22 protein-coding genes are annotated in these 25,149 nt (G+C 58.5%); 15 read left to right on the plus strand and 7 right to left on the minus strand.

Features of this window, described 5'->3' with window-relative positions; all coding sequences use genetic code 11:
* Positions 1–28: 28 nt before the first annotated feature.
* The 5 genes from ACU0FH_RS22360 (at position 29) to ACU0FH_RS22380 (ending at position 5,286) form a co-directional block, all read left to right on the plus strand.
* Entirely contained in the window at positions 29–955 is a 927-nt protein-coding gene (locus ACU0FH_RS22360) for a hypothetical protein (protein ID WP_446196880.1), read from the plus strand.
* Between the two features lie 227 nt (positions 956–1,182).
* Positions 1,183–1,881, plus strand: coding sequence for a sugar transferase (locus ACU0FH_RS22365; RefSeq protein ID WP_446196881.1), 699 nt, complete (start codon positions 1,183–1,185; stop codon positions 1,879–1,881).
* A 341-nt stretch (positions 1,882–2,222) separates the two neighbouring features.
* A complete protein-coding gene (locus tag ACU0FH_RS22370) occupies positions 2,223–3,722 on the plus strand; it encodes an oligosaccharide flippase family protein (protein ID WP_446196882.1) in 1,500 nt (499 codons plus the stop codon).
* 76 nt (positions 3,723–3,798) lie between these two features.
* On the plus strand, positions 3,799–4,416 hold the full coding sequence (locus tag ACU0FH_RS22375; protein WP_446196883.1) for a hypothetical protein: 618 nt from the start codon (positions 3,799–3,801) through the stop codon (positions 4,414–4,416).
* 3 nt (positions 4,417–4,419) lie between these two features.
* Entirely contained in the window at positions 4,420–5,286 is an 867-nt protein-coding gene (locus ACU0FH_RS22380) for a family 16 glycosylhydrolase (RefSeq protein ID WP_446196884.1), read from the plus strand.
* 8 nt (positions 5,287–5,294) lie between these two features.
* Here ACU0FH_RS22380 and ACU0FH_RS22385 read toward each other — a convergent pair whose 3' ends face one another.
* From ACU0FH_RS22385 to ACU0FH_RS22395, 3 genes are all read right to left on the minus strand, one after another.
* Positions 5,295–6,512, minus strand: coding sequence for a polysaccharide biosynthesis/export family protein (locus ACU0FH_RS22385; RefSeq protein WP_446196885.1), 1,218 nt, complete (start codon positions 6,510–6,512; stop codon positions 5,295–5,297).
* A complete protein-coding gene (locus ACU0FH_RS22390; protein WP_446196886.1) occupies positions 6,509–8,779 on the minus strand; it encodes an exopolysaccharide transport family protein in 2,271 nt (756 codons plus the stop codon). The genes ACU0FH_RS22385 and ACU0FH_RS22390 overlap by 4 nt, the downstream gene beginning before the upstream one ends.
* 131 nt (positions 8,780–8,910) lie before the next feature.
* Positions 8,911–9,843 (minus strand): sulfotransferase family protein, encoded by a 933-nt coding sequence (locus ACU0FH_RS22395; RefSeq protein ID WP_446196887.1) that lies wholly within the window; start codon positions 9,841–9,843, stop codon positions 8,911–8,913.
* Positions 9,844–10,200: 357 nt separating this feature from the next.
* Here ACU0FH_RS22395 and ACU0FH_RS22400 point away from each other — a divergent pair, with 357 nt between their 5' ends.
* Genes ACU0FH_RS22400 through ACU0FH_RS22410 form a run of 3 tightly spaced genes read left to right on the plus strand, consistent with a single transcriptional unit; the run spans position 10,201 to position 13,528 of the window.
* Positions 10,201–11,403 (plus strand): glycosyltransferase, encoded by a 1,203-nt coding sequence (locus tag ACU0FH_RS22400; protein ID WP_446196888.1) that lies wholly within the window; start codon positions 10,201–10,203, stop codon positions 11,401–11,403.
* Positions 11,397–12,401, plus strand: coding sequence for a glycosyltransferase family 2 protein (locus tag ACU0FH_RS22405; RefSeq protein WP_446196889.1), 1,005 nt, complete (start codon positions 11,397–11,399; stop codon positions 12,399–12,401). The genes ACU0FH_RS22400 and ACU0FH_RS22405 overlap by 7 nt, the downstream gene beginning before the upstream one ends.
* A complete protein-coding gene (locus ACU0FH_RS22410) occupies positions 12,398–13,528 on the plus strand; it encodes a hypothetical protein (protein ID WP_446196890.1) in 1,131 nt (376 codons plus the stop codon). The genes ACU0FH_RS22405 and ACU0FH_RS22410 overlap by 4 nt, the downstream gene beginning before the upstream one ends.
* Here ACU0FH_RS22410 and ACU0FH_RS22415 read toward each other — a convergent pair.
* Positions 13,525–14,484, minus strand: a complete 960-nt coding sequence (locus ACU0FH_RS22415) for a glycosyltransferase family 2 protein (protein WP_446196891.1) — start codon at positions 14,482–14,484, stop codon at positions 13,525–13,527. The genes ACU0FH_RS22410 and ACU0FH_RS22415 overlap by 4 nt on opposite strands.
* A gap of 328 nt (positions 14,485–14,812) precedes the next feature.
* On the opposite strand from ACU0FH_RS22415, the gene dusA reads away from it, so the two are divergent.
* Both dusA and ACU0FH_RS22425 read left to right on the plus strand, forming a co-directional pair.
* Positions 14,813–15,820 carry a tRNA dihydrouridine(20/20a) synthase DusA gene (dusA, locus tag ACU0FH_RS22420; RefSeq protein ID WP_446196892.1) on the plus strand — a complete coding sequence of 336 codons (1,008 nt, stop codon included), beginning with the start codon at positions 14,813–14,815 and terminating at the stop codon, positions 15,818–15,820.
* Between the two features lie 49 nt (positions 15,821–15,869).
* The gene (locus ACU0FH_RS22425; protein ID WP_446196893.1) at positions 15,870–16,661 is read left to right on the plus strand and encodes a hypothetical protein; all 792 of its coding nucleotides are present in this window, start codon (positions 15,870–15,872) and stop codon (positions 16,659–16,661) included.
* Here the strand turns inward: ACU0FH_RS22425 and ACU0FH_RS22430 are convergent.
* From ACU0FH_RS22430 to ccmI, 3 genes are read right to left on the minus strand one after another with little or no spacing between them, the layout of a single operon-like run.
* Entirely contained in the window at positions 16,658–16,891 is a 234-nt protein-coding gene (locus ACU0FH_RS22430) for a DUF1289 domain-containing protein (protein ID WP_420485426.1), read from the minus strand. The genes ACU0FH_RS22425 and ACU0FH_RS22430 overlap by 4 nt on opposite strands.
* Positions 16,885–17,367 carry a Holliday junction resolvase RuvX gene (ruvX, locus tag ACU0FH_RS22435; RefSeq protein ID WP_088632703.1) on the minus strand — a complete coding sequence of 161 codons (483 nt, stop codon included), beginning with the start codon at positions 17,365–17,367 and terminating at the stop codon, positions 16,885–16,887. Before ruvX ends, ACU0FH_RS22430 begins: the two co-directional genes overlap by 7 nt.
* On the minus strand, positions 17,364–18,611 hold the full coding sequence (gene ccmI / locus ACU0FH_RS22440) for a c-type cytochrome biogenesis protein CcmI (RefSeq protein ID WP_446196894.1): 1,248 nt from the start codon (positions 18,609–18,611) through the stop codon (positions 17,364–17,366). Before ccmI ends, ruvX begins: the two co-directional genes overlap by 4 nt.
* 204 nt (positions 18,612–18,815) lie before the next feature.
* Between ccmI and ACU0FH_RS22445 the strand changes: the two genes are divergently transcribed.
* From ACU0FH_RS22445 to ACU0FH_RS22465, 5 genes are all read left to right on the plus strand, one after another.
* Positions 18,816–20,060 (plus strand): sarcosine oxidase subunit beta family protein, encoded by a 1,245-nt coding sequence (locus tag ACU0FH_RS22445; RefSeq protein WP_446196895.1) that lies wholly within the window; start codon positions 18,816–18,818, stop codon positions 20,058–20,060.
* A gap of 442 nt (positions 20,061–20,502) precedes the next feature.
* A complete protein-coding gene (locus ACU0FH_RS22450; protein ID WP_238370417.1) occupies positions 20,503–20,694 on the plus strand; it encodes a hypothetical protein in 192 nt (63 codons plus the stop codon).
* A 369-nt stretch (positions 20,695–21,063) separates the two neighbouring features.
* A complete protein-coding gene (locus ACU0FH_RS22455; protein WP_446196896.1) occupies positions 21,064–21,393 on the plus strand; it encodes a sarcosine oxidase subunit delta in 330 nt (109 codons plus the stop codon).
* A 40-nt stretch (positions 21,394–21,433) separates the two neighbouring features.
* A complete protein-coding gene (locus tag ACU0FH_RS22460; protein WP_446196897.1) occupies positions 21,434–24,445 on the plus strand; it encodes a sarcosine oxidase subunit alpha family protein in 3,012 nt (1,003 codons plus the stop codon).
* Positions 24,438–25,022: a sarcosine oxidase subunit gamma gene (locus tag ACU0FH_RS22465; RefSeq protein WP_446196898.1), complete on the plus strand. Its 585-nt coding sequence runs from the start codon at positions 24,438–24,440 to the stop codon at positions 25,020–25,022. Before ACU0FH_RS22460 ends, ACU0FH_RS22465 begins: the two co-directional genes overlap by 8 nt.
* Positions 25,023–25,149 lie beyond the last annotated feature (127 nt).

The raw sequence follows: 25,149 nt of genomic DNA on the forward strand, positions 1-25,149 counted from the left end.
TCTGGCATTTCCGGAGCCTGGAGCGGTCATGAAACACGTCATTCGCTCTGCACTGATATCGTCCAGCTTTAAAATGCGGGGTTTCAGACCGGAAGACGCCATCGTGCTGTCCTGCGACCCGCGCAGCGGCTCGACATGGTTAAGCGAGTTGCTCGTCTCGACCACGCCAAGTGCCGTGATCTGGGAGCCGTTCCACCTCGACAAGGTGCCCCGTGCAAGAGAAGTCGGACTTTCGTGGCGTCAGTATATCCCGGTGGATGCCGACTGGCCCGAGGCCGAGCGGTTCATCCGCGATGTTCTTACGGGGCAGGTGATCAATGAATGGACGGGCTGGGCCAACCCGGTCCGCGAGTTCATTTCTGCGCAGCAGTTGATTGTCAAATGCTGCCGCGCGAATGCGTTCCTGCCGTGGATGGTGCGAAAGATACAATTTCGTCGCCCGCCAATTCATTTTCTTCGCCACCCCTTCGCAATTGCGGCCTCGCAATTAAGGATGGGGAACTTTGGGACTGAGAAGATGTTGGAGACATTGAATTCAGACAGGTATTCTCGGGAACTTTCCGAAAGTACGAATTACATAAAAGGGCTGGAAAACGACGAAGAGCGTATTGTCGCGATGTGGTGTAGAACGCAAAAGCCTTGTCTCGACGATCCCGACTATGACGCAAACTACGTTCGAATGCATTATGAGACTTTATCGCTGGACCCTGCCACGGAAGTTGCGCGACTGTTCGGTTCATGGGGTGAAGCCGTTCCTGGCATCGCCAAAGAACAGGTTCAGAAAGCCAGCCGCATGACGCAGGGCGAAAGCCTCAGCCACAGTCCGGAGCGTCAGGTTCGCAAGTGGCAGGAAGTTTTCACTGACAAGCAGGTTCAACGCATGTCACGAATCATTTCGGACTTCGGGATAACAATTTATGATGAGCATCCAATGCCGCATGCGCAAAAAAAGTGATCGAACCGCTGTTTATCCAGCATAATTCTTACTGACATTTCCTTAAAATATGGAAATGTGGCAAAATTGGGCTTGGTCGGAGGTATCTGCTGGCGTAAGTTAATAAAAGATTAAGAGATTCTAGTAGGCGTCTGTATTTCAGGACGCATCGTCGTTAATGAATATGTTGCCTACCGTGTGCGGGAGGCGGCAAGCTGATTTTTTATAATGTTGTTGGGGGTATTGCAATGAAGGACGAGTTCGCACGCGTGCCAGATGGAGAGTATTTCTTCTCCGAAGCTTCCCAGGATTTTAGCAATTGGACGACCGGCGCATTTCACAAGCGTCTTTTTGATTTGCTTTTTTCTATTTCCATGATGGTTGCTTTTGCACCTTTATTTTTCACTATCGTTATCTTGCTGAAAATCATGGACAACGGGCCGGTCATTTTTGCGCATAAGCGAATTGGCAAGAACGGGCGCGAGTTCAAGTGCTACAAATTCCGTACCATGATAATGGATGCGGACAAGGTTCTTGAGGCCGTCCTAAGGGACTCCCCGGAAATGCGCCTTGAATGGCTGGCCACGCGCAAATTGAAGGATGACCCGCGAATTGTCCCCGGCATTGGACACATTCTGCGCTCGAGCAGCCTTGATGAGTTGCCGCAGATTTTCAATGTGATGTTCGGAGATATGAGCGTCGTCGGACCCAGACCCATCGTGAAGGACGAGCTGAAGTACTATGGCGCTCAGCGCGTCGCTTATCTGTCTGTGCGTCCGGGGCTGACGGGTCCTTGGCAAGCGGGAGCGCGATCAGACACCTCGTATGACGAACGTGTCGCGCTGGATCTTGACTATATCCGCACCGGCTCGCTTCGGCGGGATCTGTCAATAGTCGCGAAAACAGTCTGGAAACTTCTGAGCTTTAACCAGCGTGGCGCTTACTGACGGTCTCGGCAGCATTTTCCTCGAGGTCGTCTTCGCCTTTTTGCGTTTTGAATTTCCTGCGGAGTACAGCGTCGATCAAAACGACAGGTCCGGATGCAATCCAGCCCGCAAGGGTCCACAGAATGACGTGATCGGACTCCACGGCGTAGGCCGTGACTGCCGCCACCGCCACAAACAGAAGTACTATCGCAAATGGGCGTAAAATCCACATTGTTCGTATCTGCCCGTCGGCCTCCCGGAGATCAACGTAGCGCAAGCACCATGTCGTCTGCTGTTGTCATGTTGGGCGATAAGATAGGCGCGAAACTGCATATTTCCACCGGGGAAGGCGGAAATCTGTCATGAGATCTGTTCGGGTGTGGTATTCCAACCGCAAGTCAAAGGCGTCCAGGGACGAGACTTCGGGCTTTTTCGCGAGCACCCGTTTTCTTGTGGCGGCGCGCGGTGCTTCTGTCTTGCTTCAATTCCTGAGCCTGCCCGTTCTTGCCCGGCTGCTTAGCTTTGATGATTTCGCCATCATGGCGCTGGGCATGGTGGTTGTGGTTTTTGCAAATATCGTCAGCGATGCGGGTATCGGGAGATCGCTTGTACGGGTTGGCAAAATCGACCCGGATGAATGGAGCACCGTGTTCTGGTTTCTCACCTTTGTCGGGATCCTGATTTCAGGCTGCCTCGCTTTTGTCGCGCCGCTCTATGCCGGTTTCATGGATGAGCCACGGCTTACCGGTGTCATCGTCTGCCTGGCGCTTCTGCCGTTCCTGCAAGCGCTGACATCTGTGCCGCAGGCTTCGATCGAATGGGGCAACCGCTTTGGTCTGATATCCATACTGATCGTACTCTCTGGTCTGGTCAGCGCGATTGTGGCGGTCGTCATGGCATTCATGGGGGCCGGTTACTGGGCGCTGGTGGCGCAACAGGTCACCTTGCTTGGTACAAAGGCCATCGGAAGCTGGTACCTGTCGGGCTTTATGCCCCGAATGGTTTTCAGGACTTCGCTTCTTAAGCCTCATGTCCGGTTCGGCCGTGATACGCTGCTTTTCTCGTTCGTGATGACGTTGGACAAACAAATCCCCGTAGTCGCTTTTGGGCAGACGTTCGGCAATACGGCCGTGTCGTTATGGGCGATGACCGAAAGGGTGGCGCGGTTGCCACGGCTGGCCATCGCTGGCCCCTTGTCGCAAGTCGTAATGGTTCTGATGTCAAGACAGTATCACAATGGCGCAGGCGACACGGATGTCGGACGGTCCTATATCGCGTCGACCCGGCTGCTCGCGACCTTGATCATACCGCCCTTTGCGATATTGGCTGCCGCCGGTCTTCCGGTGTTTGTCGTGCTTCTGTCCAAAGACTGGGCGTCGGTTTCTGTCATTTTCGGACTGGCGGTTCCTGCTCTGATTGTCGAAGCGCTGATCTCGCCGGGAGGGCGGGTTTTTATGGTCACGAACCGGACTGGCATGCGTCTTCGCATGTCTGTCGAGCGCTTCGCGATCGGGACCGTGCTGTTTCTCGCCGCGCTGCCATTTGGTCTCGAGGCCGCGATTATTGTCAGAAGCCTTTTCGCGGTTGCCTATCTTCTCCGCTACTGGACCTTCATCAACCGCTGCGTTCCCGTCCGCCTGATGCAGGAAGTGCGCACGCTGATCATCCCGACTCTCGTCGGGGTTGCCGTATGCCTGACACACCTCATCTGGATCGCTCCTGAAATCCAAAGCCAGGTTCTGCTGGCCGCAATTGTCATCGCCGAAATGCTCGCCGCTGTGCTGATCACCGCAGCGCTGACCAGTCGCGCGCTGAAATTCGATGTCGCCTGGTTGCAACGCCCGGTGCCGACTGTCGCCTGAAAACATGATCGTATCGCATGAACATAAGCTGATTTTCATCAAGACGCTCAAGACAGCGGGCACCAGTGTCGAAGCGATGCTGGCCAAGTCGTGTGGCCCCAACGCCATCGTGACACCGATCTTTCCAGAAGTGCATGGACATCAACCCCGGAACTTTCGGGGATGGTTCCCGCCGTGGCGCGAGGTTCGCTCGCGAGAGGACTTGCGGAAAAACCTCGTCGAGTTCCGGCGCCGTGAGAAATTTTACAATCACATTCCCGCCCGTTTTGCCCGGGCCCGGCTGCCAAGGGAAATCTGGGACAGCTATCTGAAAATCTGTGTCGAGAGAAATCCGTGGGATAAGACGCTTTCGCATTTCCACATGTTCAGGCATGCAGACTGGCATCAACGCTATGACCCGACGCTGACACTGGACAAATACCTCGAACGCGGAATTTTCTGTCACAACGCCCGGTTCTATTGCGACGCCCACGGCAGGGTGATAGTCGATCGCGTCTTGCGCTACGACCAACTGGACGCTGATCTTAGCGCCTTGTACGATGAACTCGGGATGAAATACGAAGGACTACCCAACGCAAAGGCAGGCATCCGCACCGACAAGCGGTCCTACCGGGAGGTCTTCACCGACGCTCAGCGCGAAAGAATTCAAAAGGAATTTTCGCACGAAATTGCTCTGTTCAATTGGAAGTTCTGACCAATGACGTTTCAAGTACCCTTCTTCCGTGCGCTCGTAGTGACCACCGCGATTGTCGCGAACGCCCAGATGACATCTGCGCAGAAACGCATGGGAGAGCCTTTCCTTAGCGTGTTTCCCGTGGTCGGCCTGAATGAAGATTGGTGGGTCGCCGAATACGACCATCCCGCGGATCTTTTCCAGACGGGCTGGCGCAAAGAAGGAACTGTTGTTGGGCCGGACGGCGTCAAGCTTCAACTCAAGCCCACGGCCAGTGAAAATATCGTCAGCCGGGAAGAGATGGACGCGGATGACGGGACGCTTCTGAAGGCGGGTAAGACCTTTAAACCCTATGTCAGCGGACAGATGCAGCGGCGCGGGTGGTTTGGATACGGCAGGTATGAGGTCGTCATGCGGGCAGGCGCGGGGTACGGAATGATTTCGTCATTCTACGTCTACACCGGCCCCTACTTTGGCCACACGCATGAAGAAATCGATTTCGAGTTTCTGGGGCGTGATACCGAAAAAGTCTTCCTGAACCGGTTTGTCGAAGGTGAACCTTTTGAAGATCTCGTCTGGGCCGACCTTGGATTCGATGCGGCAAAAGAAGCTCACCTTTATGCCTTCGAGTGGACGCCAGATGCCGTCGTCTGGTATGTCGACGGTAAGGAAATTTACCGCGCGGATGGTGCAGAGAATGTGCCGAGCCCGCCCGCGAAAATCTATTTCGATCTATGGGCTGGTGGTCCCCGTCAGGCGGATTGGTCTGGCGCAGTTTCCGAAGAAAAAGATGAGAGCGATGCGCTTTACCAGTGTGTCTCTTACGCGGAACTTGGCGCCGATACGCCGCAATGCAGTGATCTGGCTGGCTGGAATGTCAGTGTGCGGTAGCGTTCCGGCTATTGGCTTATCGGAGCCAGATCCATGCTGAATTCGATCATGTCTCCAGGATAGATCGCGTCATCCGGACCCACCTCCAGCACAACGACCTCGCCATCCTTTTCGCGGCGCACTCTCGATGTGACACCTACACGAAGTTCGGGCGACATCGCCCCGCTGGTCGCCGCGAGCGTCATCAACATGGACTCTCGTTTGGTCGATAGCTCGATGGATCTGCGGGTTTCCTGTAGCTGGTTCACGATGTCCCGCTGTCGGTTATCGGCAAGCTGCAACTGTGCTCTTTCGGTTTCTCCGATCCTTTGGCGCGCTCGGTAGATCGCTGTGTTCAGATCCAACTCTTCGGCGCTTTGCGACAACAGGCTGCTTTCGATGCTGTCCAACCGGGTGAGGGGAACAGTGCCGCGCTCGGCCAGTTGCCTGATCCGGTCAGCCTGTTCCTGCAAAAGTGCCATTTGCGTCTTATGTCCCTCTTGCTTCGCTTCAAGCCCTTCAAGCTCGGTGTGATAGAGCGCCAGCAACGATTTGTTGGATTCCGTCTCACGCTCAAAGGATTCAGCGCGGATTTCCAGGATCGCGCGCTCTTCGTCGAATATCCTCTCAAGGGACGCATTCCCGTCCGGGTGCGACACATCCGTCCTGAATTCGATCGAATTCAGGCCCGCAAGCTCGGCTTCCAGCCGTGCTTCTCTTGCGAGAAAGCGGGCAAGTTCGACCTGCACGCTGCGCAGCGAGGCGATGTCGCGCACCGTGTCCATGTCCGATCCGTTGCTCAGCCGCATCGTACCGCCAGCCAGCGCAAGCGCCTTGCTTGACGTCAGACCGGGGCGCCAGATGAACTCGCCGGGACGCACCACGTCGCCGCCCACGTAGAACGGACGATATTGCGATATCTGCAGCGACACCGTCGGCGGCTGGTACAGACCTGCCGTTTCCTTGAGTGACGTTGCCAATTCGGCGCTCAGCTCATCCGGAGAGCGATCTTCAACCGGAACGATACCCAGAACGGGAACAGAAATGGTGCCCTCCGGGGAAACCCGGTACTCGCCGTTCAAGGCCTCCATGGGCATGTAGGTCGACGCGTTTTCGTCCCAGAGCACGACCCGTAGCGACAGCACGTCCAGCGGCCCCAGAAGGTATTCTTCTGCCGTGACCGATGTTGCGGCCAGCAGGGCGAGAGCCCATGCCTTGACGGAATTTTTCAGCCCAGGTCTGATCATGTACGTGCTACTTGTGTGTTCTTGAAACCGCGGTACTCATACTGGGCTTCCTTGCGGCGGTTAACCATCGTCAGAACCATGTACATGTTCTTGGTTCCCAGATCGCGCAGCCGCTCGACGCAGGACTCGACCGTCTGTTCGGCCGTTGCATTCCATTTCGTGGCCAGTACGACAGCATCGGATTCCTTGACGAAACCCAGTCCGCCACCCGATGACAGCACCGGTGGCGCCGCGATGATGATGTAATTGTAAGTCGACGAAAGGTCTTCGAGAAACTCGTTGATTTTGCGCCGCAGATGGCCGCCCTCTGACGAATTCAATTGGTCGGGAAATTGAAGATAATCATATCCCGTTTTGCTGGTAACCGGCATGCTGAATGCGGTGGGTTCCCCGTCAGATGTGCCACCACGGCCAAAGGTTGCCTCATCGGAGCCGGACTTGACGAGGAGGACACTCTCTCCGTCCAGAGCGAGCGCGGTCGCAATGGCGATGGAAACGGCGGTGCGGCCTTCGCCTTCGACGGCGGAGGTCACCAATATGGTCCCTGAATCGCGGTCCAGCGAACTTGTCAGGAACAAGGCGGTCTTTCGCGCCTCGCTAAGCAGGTGACGACCGCCCGCCGCGTGATACACGTCCGATTTCTTGTGACGCGCGAATGGGTTGAAAGCGCGAATGCGGGAGAAACTGCCGATGACCGGCAGACCCGAAACCCGGCGCAACTGCCCGACGGTCTGGACGCGATTGTTCAGGATCTCCAAAAGGATCGCGACGCTGACGCCGATAATCAAGCCGGCCAGTCCAGCGACCGCGATGGTCATGAGCGAGCGGGGCGAGCTGGGGCTTTCAGGAACTTCCGCATAGGATAGGACCCGGATGGTCGGCTGCTGAAGGGCCCGGTACTGCGCGGATTCCGTCGCGAGGTTTAGAAACTGTTCATAAGCAATGCGGTTCGCGTCAGCGATCCGTCGCAGGTTGCCCAACTCGACCATGCTCCGCGATCGGCTGATGACTGTCTCTTCCAGAGCGTCGATTTCGCGCTCGATCAGGCGCGCGGTCGCGTGACCGACTTCGGCCTCGGTGGCAAGTTCCGCCACAATCCGCTGGGTCTCGATCTCGATTTCTTCTTCGATGCGTTCACTGTTGGCCAGAATGGCAGAGACCTGACCGCTATTCGGTCCGAACTGCTCGCTTGCACGGCTCAACTCGATGCGTCGGCTGGACAGTTGTGAGCGAAGCTGGATGAGGATCGGCGAATTCTGGAATTCCGAAGCCTTCAGCGCCCCTGACTCCTGGATGATTTCCTCGATCAGGTCGTGGCGGGCTTCGGCGCGCAGAATTTCCGAGCGTACTTCGACCAGACGGCGGAACAGGTCCTGCAATTGCTGGTTCAACAGGTTAACGCTGTCGTTATCCGCGCCCACGGACTGTTCCTGGAAGTCGACAACCGAATTTTCGGCACGGGCGAGATCACGCCCAAGGTCTTCGACCCTCGCGCTCAGTAGTTGAACCTGATCCTCGATGGACTGCCCCCGGATATCGAGGCTGAAGCGGGCGTATTCGGTGGCCGTGACGTTGGCGATCTGCGCGGCGGTATTCGGATCGTCCGAGGTCGAAGAAACCTCGATCACGTAACCATTACCGCGCTGGGCGATGTTGAGATTGCTGGCAAGCTTGTCTGCGGCCGGACCGTAGAGCCGGATGTCCTCGGCGAGGCCCCGAAAAGCCTCGGCCTGCGACGGAGTCATCTCCTCGGCACCGACGACAGTGTCATCCTCGGCAGTCTGCTCTTCATTCTCGACAGCCGGTTCGGGCCGGGAAGGTGCGAGGATCGACCCGACAAAGCCTTTGATGCTTGAAATCACCCGGCGGGGCAGGGACGGTGCCGCCTCGGAATTTATAATGGGCGAGCTTTCGTCGATCCCCAACGTTTTGACGACGTTGATCATGAAAGCCTTGGAATTCATCGTGGTGATTTCCTGCTCTACAAGTTGTCGGCTTAGCGGCACACCGGACAGGAGATCGGTAATCGGGGTCGTCTGTTGACGCTGGTCGATCAGGGTAAGTTCGGCGGTAGCGGTGTAGCGGGGCGTCACGCTCGACAGCAACATCGCGGCCAGAATGACGGTCATGGTCGCGATCAAGCAGATCAACAACCAGCGACGCCGGAAGAAGCGGTAGAGTTCGTTGAATCCGAGGGGGGCGGCGACCGGCGTTGCGTCGATCGGGTCGTCGATCATCAGGGAAAATGCATTAGACTGGCGGTTCAAACTCGTCCTGCTCCCATTCGTTCTCTCTCACCCCTTCCTATGATTAAGGCACGAGCCGGTTTTCTAAGCAATTCACACTACGGTAACAAAAAACAACCTCAGGGTGTATATTCTTGTCGCAGGCATTAAACTCAGCATGTCATATCTTTCCACACGTTCGAGAGGTCACGGCCCAGCAGCTCTGATAGCCCGGCGTTCCTTGTCGACAAATGCTGGACGAGAAAGGCGCGCGTGTCCTCTTTCATCGGGAGCGGTCTTTCAGCCCTGAGCAGTCGCGGATTGACATGGGCAAACCACCAGTAGTGCAGCTTGTCCTCAACGCGTCGCTGTAATCCCCGTTCGCCGCCCATGTGCCGGTGATAGCGGCCTTTCACCAGATGTCGGCCAATACGGTTCGCCTGACGCTGAAGACCGATATTCGACGGGTACCTCGTGCGATTGAACCATGATCGCTCGGGATCCACTTTCATTCTGGGGGCACCGATGAAATCGGTCACGGAATCCACGCAACCTTGCATATCGGCCCGAAAGTCTTCGAACAGGCACACCTTGACCCGCTCTTCTCCCAGAACCTGCTGGAACCGCCGGATACCCGAGCAAAAGCTGGAACCGAGCAAAATATTCGGGTGTTTCGTCAGGGCCGTCTCGAATGAATCCGTCGCCCGCGAAGTCTTCATCAGATGCCAGTACTGGGAATAGGCACGTTCTACCGGATGCCGCAGCATGAAAATGACCTTGGCTTCGGGCAACAAAGCGTTGATCCGGGCAGCTGCCACTTCGGACATCAGGTAGGTTGTTGAATCCTCACCCAGAAATTGCGGATTTCCCAATGCGGAAAACCGGTCTGCATACCATTTGAGATTGTCCAGAGCAGGCGGCCTTGGATCCCACCATTTCAGCGACCCCTTTTCCTCGTAAAGGAAATCCGGGTGGGTGATTGGATCGTCCGCATCGAAATAATGCACCTCTTCGTCGGGAATACCGATATCCGGATGCTGATCCAGAATAAAGTGAAGTGAGGTCGTTCCGCATTTAGGCGCACCGCCAATAATGAAGTCGGGCAACCTTTGCTGCGACGCAGTATTGCGCAGTTCGGATTCAGGGTGAAGCGCAGCCAATTGAGCCAAAGAATTATACTCTACAGGGTCCGGAAGCTGAAAATCGCTGGATCCGGACTAAGTTTTTAATCAATAACAAATTTTCATTATGATAGGCGCTGATGGCTTTTCAGGCAACGAACAATTCGCACGCGGCCGGTTGACAGCGCATAGACAGGCCAGAAACGCCCCAAATCGCTCATCTGTGGCTTTGTTGCCCGAATTTCTTGCCATCGTGCGGCTGATTGACTTCTAACATCATGGTCTGTTGTCAAAATTCGCGAATCGTCAGATTCTGTTAAGATATTATTTTTGAATTTTAAGGTGGGGTTAGTTTTGTCGACCATTGCCGCTATTGTTCCAACGTATAACAGGAAAGATTATCTTGTTGATACGTTGCAGTCGCTGTTCGGTCAGACTCGACCCGTGGAACAGATCATCGTTTGGGATGACGGTTCCGTCGATGGCACCGAAGATGCTGTAAAATCTCTCCGGCGCGACAATCTCACGTACCATCGTGCGCCGAATGCCGGGAAATCCTCGGCGCTCAATCAGGCAATGAAATTCGTCCAAGGGGATTACGTCTGGATTTGTGACGATGACGATCTGCTTTTGCCCCATGCAGCCGAAACGCTGGCCGGTATCCTCGATGCCGACCCTTCCATTGGTGTCGCCGGCGGCTGCTATGCGCGGTTTTCGGAAGGTCCGTCGGGCCGTGTTGTGACCGATGCGGGTTACTGGCCGGACTTGGCGCAGGGCACGCCTGCAAGAAGCCTTCTCGAGGATATCTTCCTTTTCCAGCCCGCTATGATGGTGCGCCGGGAATGTTATGAAAAGGTGGGGCCCTTCAATGAAAACCTGCACCGGTCGATCGACTACGACATGATCGCCCGGCTGGTCGTCAGCACGCCCATCCGCATGACCGAAGACATCCTGTTTCAGCAGAGAAAGCACGACGGCGACAGGGGATCTTCGAAACATCGCCACTCTGCCAGCGACTCCGAAAAGGTCTGGAGCGCGCAGGACAGGAAGGTATTCCGAAACCTGCGCGAAAAAATCCCGCTGTCCTTCTATGTTGCGATGTATTGCGATGAACGGCCGGAACTGGCCGAACGGGCGGGTTTGATGCAGCGCGGCTGTGTCTATGGGCGGCGCAATGACTGGAATAACGCGCTGGACGATTTCGAAGTCGCGGCCACCATCGCGACAGACATGCCACTGGGCGCGACCGAGATGACGATTTGCCGCCGCGCGATGTCGGGCAAACATGGGGTATGGCCCGAACCCGAAGAAATCCTGCGTCTTGGCAGGCTTAAGGAACGCTCGGATATCGGGCGGCAAATATCGCAATCTCTCGGGCGGGGTCTGACGTGGCGCATGCGCGTCGCGGCAACCGAGGCGCAGCCGGCAGAGATCTTGCGGTTGATCGGTCTGCTCAAGAAAACCGGCCTGTCGCTCAAGCCCGACCCCGAAGGTTCAAAGGTGCAGGAAAGGCGGGAACTGCCAGCCGAGGCCTACCTGTGCTAGATACCACTGTTGCCCAAGGTACAAAGGTTCTGGTTCTCATCCCCGCCCTGAACGAAGAAGCGCATATCGAGCTTTGCCTGCGGTCTATCCTCACGCATGACGAACTGGCCAGAACGGCAGCCGTTTGTGTCGCCGACGGCGGCAGCACGGATGCGACGCGGGGTATCGTCACCAAATTGAGTGCCGAGTTCCCGAATATCCAGCTGCTGGACAATCCCAAACGTCTTCAGTCGGCCGCCATGAACCTGGCCCTCGATCCCATGTGGGACGATCGCGACATACTGGTCCGCTGTGATTGCCACGCCGTGTATCCTGCGGGCTACGTCTCGCGGTTGATTGCCGTTCTTCATGCCAAGGATGCCGCCTCGGTCGTCGTGCCGCTGGATTCCGAACCGGCAAGCCCGGCGGCATTTGCCACCGCGGTCGCTTGGGTTTCCAACACGCCGTTCGGCACCGGAGGTTCCGCGCACCGGGCCGGGCGAGTTTCAGGATATGTCGATCACGGCCACCACGCCGCCTTCCGGCTTGATGATTTTCGCGCTGTTGGCGGCTACGACGAAACCATGGTCGCCAACGAAGATGCCGAGCTGGATCGACGGATTACCGGCAAAGGCGGGCGGATCTGGCTCGATTGCGATAACCGCGTCACGTATTTTCCGCGCGACAAACCGCACCGTCTCTGGCAGCAGTATTTTCGCTATGGCTACGGGCGTGCGACGACCTGTTTGCGTCACGGTCAAAGGCCAAAGCTACGACAACTCGCGCCAGTTCTGATCGTGCTGGCCCTTCTGATCGGTCTGCTGGGGGCGATACTCGGTCAGCCGTGGTTGCTGCTGCCCTCTGTCATCTATCTGCTCGGCCTGATGTTCGTAAGCGCCCGCGTCGCTTATTCTCATGACTCCTCCAAGGGTCTGCTGGCCGGTGTCGCCGCCGGCATCATGCATGTTTCCTGGGGAATGGGCTTTCTCTCGCGATTTGTTCGGGGCAGGGAGCGATGACACGGATCGCCTTCTTCGGCCACAACCTGAATGAACCTGCCGTTCGAAAACGGGCATCGGCCTTTATGCAGGCCGGATGCGAGGTTATCGGAATCATGCCTCATCGCGGAGCCGCAAAAGAAGCGGAATTTCAATGGATTTCGCTCGGTGAAACACGCGACAATGACTATGCGGGTCGCCTTCGGCTATTGCTGAAAAGCTTTGCCCTGTCGCACCAAAGCCATCCCGAATTGGGTGCGGTCGACCTGATCTATGCCCGCAATCTCGATATGCTCGCCTGCGCCCATGCCTTTGCCAGCCGCAACCGGCTTGAGGTGCCGATCATCTACGAATGCCTCGACATTCACACCAAGCTGATCGGCGATGGCAAAGCCTCGCGCCTTTTGCGCCGCGTTGAGGGCGCGCTGATCAAGCGCAGCGATATGCTCGTCTATTCATCGCCGCGTTTTGAAAGCGCTTATTTTGGCCAGCGTCATCCGGGCCTCTATCGCGGCCGTCTGCTGGAAAACCGATTGCTGGCAGAGGATGCTGGGCCGCGCCCCGCCAGTGCCAAGCAGCCGCATAAGCCCTTGCGTATCGGCTGGGTGGGTAATCTGCGCTGCCGCCGCTCTTTTGATTTGCTGGCCATGGTCGGCAAAACCTTCCGGGATCGTGTCGATATCCGGCTCCATGGCTATCCGGCCTCCGGTGTCTTTCCAAATTTCGAGGCCGACGTCGCCGGTGCGGAACGCATGACTTATTTCGGGCGCTACAACGGAGCGCAGGACCTGCCGCAGATCTACGAAAAGCTCGACGTCGTCTGGGCCGCCGACTGGTACGAAGCGGGGCATAACTCGGTCTGGCTGCTGCCGAACCGGATCTACGAAGGCGGATATTACGCAACCCCGGCGCTGGCACCCTCGGGAACCGAAACCGGGGCATGGATCAAAAGAAACCAGGCAGGGTGGTGTTTTGACGACCCGCCCGAAGCAACGGTGCCAGAGCTTGTCCAGCACCTTCTCGACCATCCCGAAGCGATCACGCGGAAAAGCGAAGCGCTGCTTGCGCTGCCCAATTCAATCTACCTGGAGACTGTCGCCGACACGCGGGCTTTCGTTGCTGAGATGCTGACGGCCGGCAACCCCTAGGTCTCGCCCGTCAATCGCCGCCGCCCGCGCAACCAGACCTGTTCAAGCAGCTTTCCCATGACTGAAAGCGAAACCGCCGGTGGTTCGACGGCAAGAGAGGCAATATCGGAAAGGTCCCGCGCCTTGACCGCGTCAATCGTCCTGCGCCATGCCCATTCCTTGCGTATATCTGTCAGGTGTCGCCGCAGCGCTGCCTTATCCCGTTGCGAAAGGTCGGGGCGGGTCAAAAGCGCGCGGTCGACCGCGACAATGGCGCCAAGGTCTGCCGTCGTATGGTTTGAACTCAGTGAATCGTCGCGATGCACGGCAAAGTACCCCTTTGGCCCAACAAGCTGAAAGTTGCAGCCCGCCGCCAGCGCTTCGGCGTACAACAGGTAATCCTCTGCAAGCCGCATGCCCTCTGCATAGCGCAATCCGTTGCGTTCTAAAAAACTCCTGTTCATGAGCGGTTTGACGAACCCAAGCTCGCCCCTGTTCCCGCGGCGATTGCGGCGGTTTCCGTCGACGAATATCTCAAATGTGATCCGCTCGGGGACCGTGCTGTTTACCTGCCACAACGGGCTTTGCGTCGAGTTCAGATCGCTGTTGGTGACTCGATAGATATCATCGGCCAGAAAATCCGCGCCGCAAGCCGTCGCTTCAGCCAAGAGCCGTTCCAGACGGTCCGGCGCCATGAAGTCATCGGAATCGAGCACCGCCAACCAAGGCGCCGTACTGGTCTCGATACCATTGTTGCGGGTCGATGCTGCGCCCATATTCTTTGACTGGGAAATGACCTTCAACCGTGGATCTTGGACAGATTTCGCAATCGCCACCGTATCGTCCTGCGAGCAATCGTCGACGACGATCACTTCAACCTCTGCCGTCTGCGCCAGTGCCGAATGTATCGCACGAAGAATAGTATCGCTTGCGTTATAAGCCGCGATAATAACGGCGATTTCCGCATTTGGGGCCACGTCTGCCTCCCCTTAGAAATGTAAGCCGATCTGGCGGCTTCGTAAAAATCAAGTAAGTAAAAAATGCCTCGATTGATGTGATCGTAAGGCACTTGTCAGCTAGCACAAAGTCAAAACCACCGTCTCTGCTCGTTTCCCAATGCGGATGCCTCAGGGCCGGCATTTTCACCAACGCTGGCTGCCAGCGGTCGCCGCTCACTGGCCTTCGGTTGCAAACCGGTTGCCTTTTGGCCGTATTTTTGAGAGATGATCCCGCTTCAAACGCCAGTATCCGTCGCCTTGACGCCATGGGCAAACGGGGCAGGAAAAACCGGAGTCCGATGCCGAAATGAGTAAAGACGCCAGATCAGCTTCCCGCCTCTCCGTCGCCCCGATGATGGACTGGACCGATCGGCATTGCCGGTTTCTTCATCGCCAGTATAGCCAGCATACCCTGCTTTATACTGAAATGGTGACGTCACCGGCGCTGGTCCGGGGACAGGCGCTGCACCTGCTGACACATCACGACTCCGAACATCCCGTGGCGCTGCAGCTTGGTGGCTCCGATCCGGCCGAACTGGCCGAGGCGGCCGTGATGGGGGCGGAGGCAGGCTATGACGAGATCAACCTGAACTGCGGCTGCCCGTCGGATCGCGTCCAGTCGGGCAGTTTCGGCGCGGTTCTGATGGAAAGCCCCGATCTGGTCGCCAGTTGCGTGACAGCCATGAAAGATGCGGTGGATGTCGATGTGACGGTCAAATGCCGCATTGGTGTTGACGATCAGGACCCGGAAAAAGTCCTCCCCGACTTCCTGTCCCGGATAGAGGCGGCTGGCTGCTCAAGGGTCACCATCCACGCCCGCAAGGCCTGGCTTCAGGGGCTGAGCCCAAAAGAAAACCGCGATATTCCGCCTTTGGATTATCCGCTTGTCCTGCGCATGGCCGAACAGTTTCCCGACCTGCACATTTCGGTCAACGGCGGCATCAAGACACTGAAAGAGGCGATCTCTTTCCTCGACGCGGGCCTTGACGGCGTGATGATCGGGCGCGCGGCCTATCACGACCCGACCACGGTGCTAAGCACGGCCGACGCTGAAATCTACGGGGACGGGCCCGCGCGTTCACCCGAAGAGGTCGTGAGTGCCATGCTTCCCTACATCGCCTCCCACCTTGCCGACGGGGGCAAGCTCCATCAGGTTACGCGCCACATGCTCGGCATGTTCGCGGGGCGACCCGGTGCGCGGGCATGGCGGAGGACGCTCTCCGAAGGCGCGCATAAGCCCGGAGCGAATGGCGATCTGGTCATTGCAGCGCTTGCGCAGGTCGAAGAAGCCGTCGAACTCGCAAATGCAGGATGACGCGGCCGGTTACCTGTCCGATCTGCGTATCTTTACGGGAACATAATCTTTGACGACGTCGCAAGAGCTCGCAGATCTGGGGTGGTGCCTGTTTGACCATGATCCCAAGTTGGTCGACTGGGCTTTGGCTGCTCTGCCTTCAGCTCGACTTGCCATAAGCGATCCGGCCCTTGCTCATCAGTTTCAGTGCGAAGGTACATGGTTCGTTGGCTTGGATGCCTTGCCGAATGATCCCGAGGGGCGCATCGACGGTTCAGGTCCGCTGCAGGGCACTGCCGTAGACTTCCTGCGCAGCGCCGAGGGCTGGTCAGACCTTCACCCTGCGCAAATCTCGGTGACCTATCCCGGCTATCCGAAGCCGCGAGATGGCGAAACGCCAGCTGCCTTCCGTTATCGCCTCAAGCGGGATGCGGCGCATATCGACGGGATCATTGCCTCGGGGCCTCAACGCCGTCGCTTTATCAGCGAACCTCACGCGTGGATCTTGGGCATTGCGCTGACCGAGGCCGATGCGACTGCCGCGCCGCTCGTGGTCTGGTCGGGCAGTCCCGCGATTATTAGGCGTGGATTGCTTGAGGCGCTCTCGCCTTATCCGCCAACCCAATGGGAGAGCATCGACGTGACCGAAGCCTACCAATCTGCCCGGCGCGAGGTTTTCGAGACTTGTCCGCGAGTCGAACTGCCCATGAAACCGGGGCAGGCGGTTTTGTTGCACCGTCTGGCGCTGCACGGCGTGACGCCGTGGCAGCAGGGCGCCAAAGCGTCGGCAGACGGCCGTATGATCGCCTACTTCCGCCCGCCGATGCCGGGCGGTGTCTCCGCGTGGCTCGAACCGAACTAGCGTTTCAGCCGGGCAGCCCGCCCGCCGCGCCGTTTTGCAAGCTTTGGCGCGCGTGACGGCAATTCCTGCATGATCGTCCGGCGTTCTTCCGGTTCCATCCGCGACCAGCGAGCGATTTCGTCAATCGTGCGATAGCAGCCGGTGCAAATCCGCTCTGCCGGATGGATGACGCAGATCTGCACGCAGGGGCTTTCGATCTCGTTGCGTGTCCAGACCGGCGGTTTCACGATGCATTCTCCCGCTTCAGATGCCCGATCCGGTCCAGCGCGCCCTGCAGGATATAGCTGGCGGCGACGTGATCGATAACCTCGGCCCGGCGCTTTCGAGACGTATCCGCCTCGAGCAGCGCGCGCTCGGCTGCCACTGTGCTCAGACGTTCATCCCAAAAGCCGATGGGCATCTCGATCAACCGCACGAGGTTGCGGGCAAAGGCGCGGGTCGACTGGCAGCGCGGCCCCTCGGTGCCATCCATGTTGCGGGGTAGGCCAAGCACGATGGCGCCTATCTGCCGTGCCTCGACCAGTTCGACAAGCCGGGCGGCGTCCAGCGTGAACTTGCGCCGCTTCACCGTCTCAAGCGGCGTCGCGACGGAGCCGAACAGATCGGACACCGCAACACCGATGGTCTTGTCGCCAAGGTCCAGACCCATCAGCCCGCGCATCTGCGGGCAGGCGGCAGCGAATTCCTCGAACTCGTCATAGATCATTCGGCAATCCCCGCTCTTTCCGCCGCAGCTTCGATCTGTGCAAGCGCCGCATCTTCTCCGGCAAAGGCCGACCGGGCATTATCATAGATCGCCCGCGCCTGATCGAGATCGCCCAGAACGCCAAGGGCTGAAATCAGCCGCGCCCATTCCTCGGGCGGTCCGCCCTCATCGGCAAGCCGCGTGGCCAGACCCTGCACCATGCCTTCGATCATCGCCTGACGGTCTTCGGGCGTCATATCTTTTGTCGCCTCGACATCTTCCGCGCTGGGGCCGCGCAGTTGGGTGCCGCCTGTCTGCGGCTCGGGCGGCAGGGTAAAGTTCACACCCGCTTCTCGCGCAACGCGGGTGATCTGCTCGCGGATCGGCGGGATCCAAGGCGCATCTGACGGGCTCTGTGTGAGCAGGTTGTTCCAGATACGGAAGGCCTGATCGGGACGGCCGGTCTGCACCATCATCAGACCCCAGTAATACTGAGCCGCGCCATTTCGCGGGGCAAGCGAGAGCGCCTTTTTCAACGCGTCTTCCGCCTCGGGTGACACGTAACCGCCCGCCGCGAGGATCAGCATATCCGCAAGATAGGTGAAATCCTCCGACCTGGCATCTTCGCCTTTAAGCGCGATGACACGCTTTTGCGCCGCATAGGCTGCTTCAAAATTTCCGCTGGCGGCCTCGTGACGCGCCAAAAGGGACTGCCCGGTCAGGTCGTCGGGGCGGGTCGCAACGGTTTCGCGCAGCTCTGCCACAAGGTTCTTGTATTCCTCGGTCAGGTTCGCAGGCGCAGGCTGGTCGGGCACACTCGCTTCGGCGGTGGCCTGATCGGGCCGCGATGCGCGCAACTCCTCGGCCATGGCAACGCGGCGCTCAAGGCTCAGGTCTCCATATCCCGGCGCGCCAAGATCGCTGTAAAGGAAAAAGCTCCCCGCCACGACAACCGCCACCAGCACCGCCGCCATGGCCCACGACAGGGTCGGCGCGGCCTCGCTTTCCGCAGGCTCGCCCCGTTTCTCGGCATCGGCAGCAAGAATGCGCCGGGATACCTCGGTGCGGACGCGCTCTGCATCCTCGGGACCGATCACGCCGCGCGCCAGGTCGCGTTCCACCTCGGCCAGCTGATCGCGATAGACCTGCACGTCATAGCCTTCGCTCTCCGCGGCCGACCGTATCCGCGATCCGCGCAGCAAGGCCAAAGCCAGTAAAAGCGAGACGCTCAGCGCCAGCAACAAGGTGATGATCCAGAATGTCATGCGTTCTCCTGCTCTGACGTCTATCTAGACCCCTGACGACCGGCGAAAAAGGGACAAAGCGGCACATGTTCCAATTGATCACGCCGAATTATGCTTGGCAAAGTGTCGCTCCGGCAAATTTGCGTGACCTCGGGTCTTTCGTTCCCGGCCCGCAGACGCAAGAATGGAGCGACCAGCATTCGAATCCAGTCCGGGAGCTTCTGAATGAAACGTTACTCTGCTTTTGCCATCGCCCGCGAAGCTCTTCGATTTCATTCCGGTTGGGAACGCGCCTGGAAAAGCCCGGAACCTCGCCGCCGGTACGATGTGGTCATCATCGGGGCAGGGGGACACGGGCTGGCAACGGCCTATTATCTTGGCAAGAATTTCGGCATCACCAATGTCGCGGTGATTGAAAAGGGCTGGCTCGGCGGCGGTAACACCGGGCGCAACACGACGATCATCCGCTCGAATTACCTTCAGGATCCTTCGGCTGCGATCTATGAAAAGTCGCGCAGCCTCTATGAAACGCTCAGCCAGGATCTGAACTACAACGTCATGTTCAGCCCGCGCGGCGTGATGATGCTGGCGCAGACCCAGCACGAGATACGCGGCTACCAAAGAACCGCCCACGCCAACGCGCTGCAAGGCGTGGATACGCGGTTTATCTCCGCCCGCGAGGTTAAAGAGCTCTGCCCGATCATGAATATCGACGGGCCGCGCTATCCTGTTCTGGGCGCGCTCTGGCAGCCGCGCGGGGGGACCGCGCGCCACGACGCGGTCGCCTGGGGATATGCCCGCGCCTGTTCCGACATGGGCATGGACATCATCCAGAAATGTGAAGTGACCGGCATCCGTCAGGAAGAAGGGCAGGTGCGCGGGGTCGACACATCGAAAGGCCCCATCGACTGTTCCAAGCTGGGCATCGTCGTCGCGGGCCATTCCGGTCGTCTGGCGGACATGGCCGGTTTCAGACTGCCGCTGGAATCCGTCGCCCTTCAGGCGCTGGTCTCCGAACCGATTAAGCCCTGCATGGACGTGGTTGTAATGGCCAACACCGTGCATGGCTACATGAGCCAGTCCGACAAGGGCGAAATGGTGATCGGCGGCGGCACCGACAGTTTCAACAACTACACGCAGCGCGGCAGTTTCCATCATATCGAGGAAACCGTCCGTGCCCTCATCGAAACCTTCCCCATGATCTCCCGGCTCAAGATGCTGCGCCAGTGGGGCGGGATCGTTGATGTGACCGGCGACCGTTCTCCGATCATTTCCAAAACACCGCTTCACGGATGTTTCATCAATTGCGGATGGGGCACCGGGGGATTCAAAGCCATTCCCGGCTCCGGCTGGGCCATGGCTGAACTCATGGCTGCAGGACAGTCCACGCTGGCGGAAGAATTCTCTCTCGACAGGTTCCGCGTCGGGAAGTTCATTGACGAAAGCGTTGCCGCCGGAGTGGCCCATTGATGCCTCAGCACGCATATTCCGCCTGCGGGATTGGCGCTTCTGATGCGGAACAATGGAACTTTGCTATCGAAACTCACGTTAGCTCGTCGGGGCGAAGCAATAGGACAAGCAAATGTTTGGACCGATACTGCTCAAAAAGGTCAATCCGTACCGTCGCGGACCCCAGTGGAGAGCGCGACAGTACAGTCGTTCGATCGCCAACAAGGCTATGTGGCTACTCCTGTCAGAATTCGTGTTCGTCGCGGTCCTCGCATACCTCTTGCACACGTTCTGAAAACGGGGAAATCCCTCAACTCGCGAATTTCGCCAAGTGCCGCATCCAACAGAGGCACTCGGCGCCGCACTTTTCCGCCAAGCACGGCCGCATAAATTTTGAAGCTTCCGGGAACCGGACGAATTCAAAAATCGTTATGCTAGCGAAAACAAGCACAGGAGGGCCGAAATGGCTCATTCATCAGAAACGGGACGGTCGTCGAACGGCGCGCTCGCATTCATTCTTGGCGGCGTCGTGGTGGCGCTGGGTGTTCTCGGCTGGATCGTATTTGGCGGCGGTATTCCTACCGCGGATCAGCCCGACGTCCGGATCGAACTGCCCAACGGGCAAGCGATCGAAGGAGAGGTCTCAGGAGACTGAGTACTGCCGCGCTGATGCGGCTCTGGTAATATTAAAGAGTTTAAGATGGGCTTGCCTCGTGCCCATCTTTTTTCATGTCAGGGGTGCAGAAGCCGACGCCCGACACAGCTTAGGGTGGCATTTCGCCGGGTTTCTGCGTCTGTGGATAAAATTTCGCAGCTTCGTTAACTTCTCGTTTCAAACGGTTGACAAATCAATCGAAACCGGAGTTTTTCCCGTTTCCATTTTGAAACGTTGGGCCTTGTTCGGCCCCTTTCCCCATTCCTACCCGTACAAGGTACCCACTGATCGCTGCTGGTTCTCCGGATCAGCATTCAGTCGCGCTATCGGTTCTCTTGTCCGCGGCCGTCAAAGTCAGGAGATACGCCTATGCTGATCCTTCAATGTCCCTATTGCGGCGTTCAGGCCGATGAGACGGAACTGAGTGCTGGCGGCGAGACGCATATTGAACGGCACGGTCCCGGTTCTTCGGACGAGGCGTTTGAAGAATATCTGTTCGCGCGGGAGAATCCCTTTGGCGTACACTTCGAGCGCTGGCGGCACTCCTATGGCTGCGGCAAGTGGTTTCATGCCGCGCGCAATACCGTGACGCTTGAAGTCTATGGTACCTATCCCGCGCAGACCACCGAACCCCCGGCGGACATCCGCAAGCGGATTTCCGGGGTCGCGCCGGGCTGGACATGGAGGTTCCTGGGATGAACCGGACCGTCAAAATATCTGAACCGGAAAGGAGTTCCTCATGAGTCACCGCCACTCCAAATCCGGTCGCCTGATTGACGAGAACAGGGAAATATCCTTTACTTTCAATGGTAAGACCCTGCGCGGCTTTAAGGGCGACACGCTCGCCTCGGCCTTGCTTGCCAATGACCAGATGTTGGTCGGACGGTCGTTTAAATATCATCGTCCGCGCGGCATCGTGGCCAGCGGGACCGAGGAACCCAACGCTCTTGTAAACATGGGCGAGGGCACCCGGTTCGAGCCGAACCAGCGCGCCACGACGACCGAACTTTTCGACGGGCTGGTGGCACGTTCGCAGAACCATTGGCCGACGCTCGACTTTGACGTGGGCGGGATCAATGCCAGCCTTTCGCGGCTGCTCCCGGCGGGGTTCTACTATAAGATGTTCATGTATCCACGGGCCTTCTGGAAACATGTCTACGAACCCTTCATCCGCCAGTCGGCCGGTCTGGGTCAGGCCCCCAAAGAGGCCGACGCGGATACATACGAGCATTTCCACGCCTTCACCGATGTACTGGTGATCGGCGGCGGTGTGGCGGGCTTGGTCGCGGCCCGCGCAGCTGCCGAAACCGGCGCCCGGGTGCTGGTTCTGGAACAATCCGCTCATTGGGGGGGCAGGGGCCCGGTTGACGGCGGCCGTATCGACGACCGTCCTGTGGATAACTTCGTGGAAACTTTGGTAAGCGATCTAAGCGCGCGCGCCAATGTCACGCTGCGCACGCGCTGTATGGGCGCGGGCGTCTACGATCACGGCTATGCACTGGGATATGAGCGGCTCAGCGATCATGCGCCCGACAGCAACGGACCGCGTCACCGGCTTTGGCGGATCCGCGCCAAGCAGATCATCACCGCAACCGGGGCCATCGAACGCCCCCTTGCCTTTGCGGGAAATGACGTGCCAGGCGTGATGCTCGCCTCAGCGATGCGCGACTATCTCGTGAATTACGGCGTCGCCCCCGGCCAGCGCATCATCGTCGCCACCAATAACGACGATGCGTATCGCACAGCCATCGAACTGAAAAAGGCCGGGATGGATGTGCTGCGTATCCTCGATGCACGCGAAACAGGCGGCGGCGCCCTTATGAATCAGGCCCGTCAGCTTGGTATCCGCATTGATTGCGGACGCGCGATTGCCAAGGTGTCCGGCGGCAAACGGGTCCGCAAGGTGCAGATATGCGCCCAGATCGGCGCAGGCGGCGCGCTAGAAGAGGTCGGCTGTGATGCGGTCGCGATGTCCGGTGGCTGGTCTCCCGCGGTTCATCTCTGGTCCCATTGTGGCGGCAAGCTGCTGTGGGATGATACCCATGCACATTTCCGCCCCGATCCCGAGCGTCCGCCGACCGGCGCGGATGGCAAGGGGTTCGTCCTGCCTGCAGGCAGTGCCAATGGCATCCTGTCCCTCGACGGTATCGTGCCGGATGCGATCCAGACCGGGCGCGAGGCCGCCAAAGCGGCCGGGTTCCGGCTCCGCAAAGCGCCGGAGTTTTCCGTTGTTCAAAACTCCGAAGCCCCGCTCGAACCGGTCTGGCTTATGCCGCAAGAGGCCCGCGTCGGTCTGAGAACAAAAGCGTGGTTGGATTTCCAGAACGACGTCAAGGTCAGCGATGTGCAACTGGCCGCGCAGGAAGGTTATGAAAGCGTCGAACATACCAAGCGCTACACGACCCTTGGCATGGCGACAGATCAGGGCAAGCTGAGCAATATCAACGGTCTCGCCACGCTGGCCAATGCGCTCGGCGCGCCGATCCCGGCCGTCGGAACGACCACCTTTCGCCCGCCCTATGCGCCGATCTCCATGGGCGCCATCGCGGGCGAGGCGCGCGGATCGGTCTTCCAGCCCCTGCGCCGCACGCCGATGCATGAATGGCACCGCCAACATAACGCCGAATGGGAACCGGTCGGCCACTGGCGTCGTCCCTATGCCTATCCGCGCACGGGCGAGACGACCCATGACGCGGTGATGCGCGAGGTCAGCAATACCCGGCAGAATGTCGGCCTGCTCGATGCGTCGACGCTTGGCAAGATCCTCGTCAAGGGGCCGGACGCGGGCAAATTCCTCGACATGCTCTACACGAACATGATCTCGACCCTGAAACCGGGCAAATGCCGATATGGGCTGATGTGCTCCGAAAACGGCTTTCTCATAGACGACGGCGTGGTTGCCCGCATCGACGATGACACATTCCTCTGCCATACGACCACCGGCGGCGCCGATCGCATCCACGCGCATATGGAGGAATGGCTGCAGACCGAATGGTGGGACTGGAAAGTCTATACCGCGAACCTGACCGAACAATTCGCACAAATCGCCGTGGTAGGCCCCAAGGCGCGCGAGCTTCTCGACAAGATGGGCGGCATGGATCTCTCTGCGGATAGCCTCAAGTTCATGGAATGGCAGGATGGCCAGATCGGCGATTTCAGCGCGCGCGTCTACCGTATCTCCTTCTCGGGCGAGCTGAGTTTCGAAATTGCCGTTCCGGCCTCGCAGGGGCTGGCCTTCTGGTCGGAACTCATGAAAGCGGGGCAGGGGCTTGGTGTCATGCCTTATGGCACTGAGGCGTTGCATATCATGCGGGCCGAAAAGGGATTTATCATGATCGGCGACGAAACCGACGGCACCGTGATTCCGCAAGATCTTGGCCTGAACTGGGCGATATCCAAGAAGAAAGAGGACTATCTTGGCAAACGCGCACAGCAGCGCGACCATATGACGGACCCGACGCGATGGAAGCTCGTCGGTCTCGAAACGCTCGACGGATCGGTGCTGCCCGACGGGGCCTATGCCGTGGCCGAGGGCACGAATGCCAACGGCCAGCGCAACACGCAGGGCCGGGTGACCTCGACCTATCATTCGCCAACCCTGTCCAAGGGCATCGCGATGGGGCTGGTCCTGCACGGGCCAGACCGCATGGACGAGGTGCTGGAATTCCCCGGCACCGACGGCAAGACCTATCAGGCCCGGATCGTCGATCCAGTCTTCTATGACAAGGACGGGGAGAAGCAGAATGTCTGAGACGATCAGCGCCCTGAACAACGCGGGCTATTCCGGACTCGTCCGCATCGATGAAACCGGCCTGCAGGGCATGATAACCCTGCGCGGGGACCTGTCGCTGACCACCGTCAAGAAGGTGGCGACAACCGCTTCCGGCGCGACCTTCCCGGGACAGCGCCAGATCACCGTCTCCGACACCGGTGCGCTCGCATGGATGTCGCCGGATGAGCTGCTCATTCTCTGCCCGTATGAGGAAGTCTCCGACCGGCTGGCCAAGATGACCAAGTCTCTTGGCAATACGAATGCACTGGCGGTCGATGTTTCGGACGCCCGGGCGATATTCGCAATCTCGGGCGAGGATGCCCGCGACGTGATGGCCAAGCTCTGCCCGGTCGATCTCCACCCCGAGGTGTTCAAACCCGGAGAGATCCGCCGCACCCGACTTGCACAGATCGCTGCCGCTATCTGGATGGAGGATGACGACACCTTCCGCCTGATCTGTTTCCGCTCGGTCGCGCAATATGCCTATGACGTGCTCAAGGTGGCCGCAGCCGCCGGTTCCGCTGTCGGGTTTCATAAGGCCGATGATCCGGCTTGATACCAACACCTCCGGCGCGCACCCATTCGGGCTGACTTCCATTTGGCCGGAACATTAAATGCGCGTATTGCAAGGGCTTGGCGCGAATCCGGAACCTAGAGGGTTGCCTCGCGTTTTAGATTGAGCC

This window comes from Heliomarina sp. (assembly GCF_052826185.1).

Excerpts from the sequence above, each read along its gene's own strand:
- ACU0FH_RS22360 (WP_446196880.1), top strand. The coding sequence starts at position 29 with ATGAAACACGTCATTCGCTCTGCACTGATATCGTCCAGCTTTAAAATG.
- ACU0FH_RS22365 (WP_446196881.1), top strand. The coding sequence starts at position 1,183 with ATGAAGGACGAGTTCGCACGCGTGCCAGATGGAGAGTATTTCTTCTCC.
- ACU0FH_RS22370 (WP_446196882.1), top strand. The coding sequence starts at position 2,223 with ATGAGATCTGTTCGGGTGTGGTATTCCAACCGCAAGTCAAAGGCGTCC.
- ACU0FH_RS22375 (WP_446196883.1), top strand. The coding sequence starts at position 3,799 with ATGCTGGCCAAGTCGTGTGGCCCCAACGCCATCGTGACACCGATCTTT.
- ACU0FH_RS22380 (WP_446196884.1), top strand. The coding sequence starts at position 4,420 with ATGACGTTTCAAGTACCCTTCTTCCGTGCGCTCGTAGTGACCACCGCG.
- ACU0FH_RS22385 (WP_446196885.1), bottom strand. The coding sequence starts at position 6,512 with ATGATCAGACCTGGGCTGAAAAATTCCGTCAAGGCATGGGCTCTCGCC.
- ACU0FH_RS22410 (WP_446196890.1), top strand. The coding sequence starts at position 12,398 with ATGACACGGATCGCCTTCTTCGGCCACAACCTGAATGAACCTGCCGTT.
- dusA (WP_446196892.1), top strand. The coding sequence starts at position 14,813 with ATGAGTAAAGACGCCAGATCAGCTTCCCGCCTCTCCGTCGCCCCGATG.
- ruvX (WP_088632703.1), bottom strand. The coding sequence starts at position 17,367 with ATGATCTATGACGAGTTCGAGGAATTCGCTGCCGCCTGCCCGCAGATG.
- ccmI (WP_446196894.1), bottom strand. The coding sequence starts at position 18,611 with ATGACATTCTGGATCATCACCTTGTTGCTGGCGCTGAGCGTCTCGCTT.
- ACU0FH_RS22445 (WP_446196895.1), top strand. The coding sequence starts at position 18,816 with ATGAAACGTTACTCTGCTTTTGCCATCGCCCGCGAAGCTCTTCGATTT.
- ACU0FH_RS22450 (WP_238370417.1), top strand. The coding sequence starts at position 20,503 with ATGGCTCATTCATCAGAAACGGGACGGTCGTCGAACGGCGCGCTCGCA.
- ACU0FH_RS22455 (WP_446196896.1), top strand. The coding sequence starts at position 21,064 with ATGCTGATCCTTCAATGTCCCTATTGCGGCGTTCAGGCCGATGAGACG.
- ACU0FH_RS22460 (WP_446196897.1), top strand. The coding sequence starts at position 21,434 with ATGAGTCACCGCCACTCCAAATCCGGTCGCCTGATTGACGAGAACAGG.
- ACU0FH_RS22465 (WP_446196898.1), top strand. The coding sequence starts at position 24,438 with ATGTCTGAGACGATCAGCGCCCTGAACAACGCGGGCTATTCCGGACTC.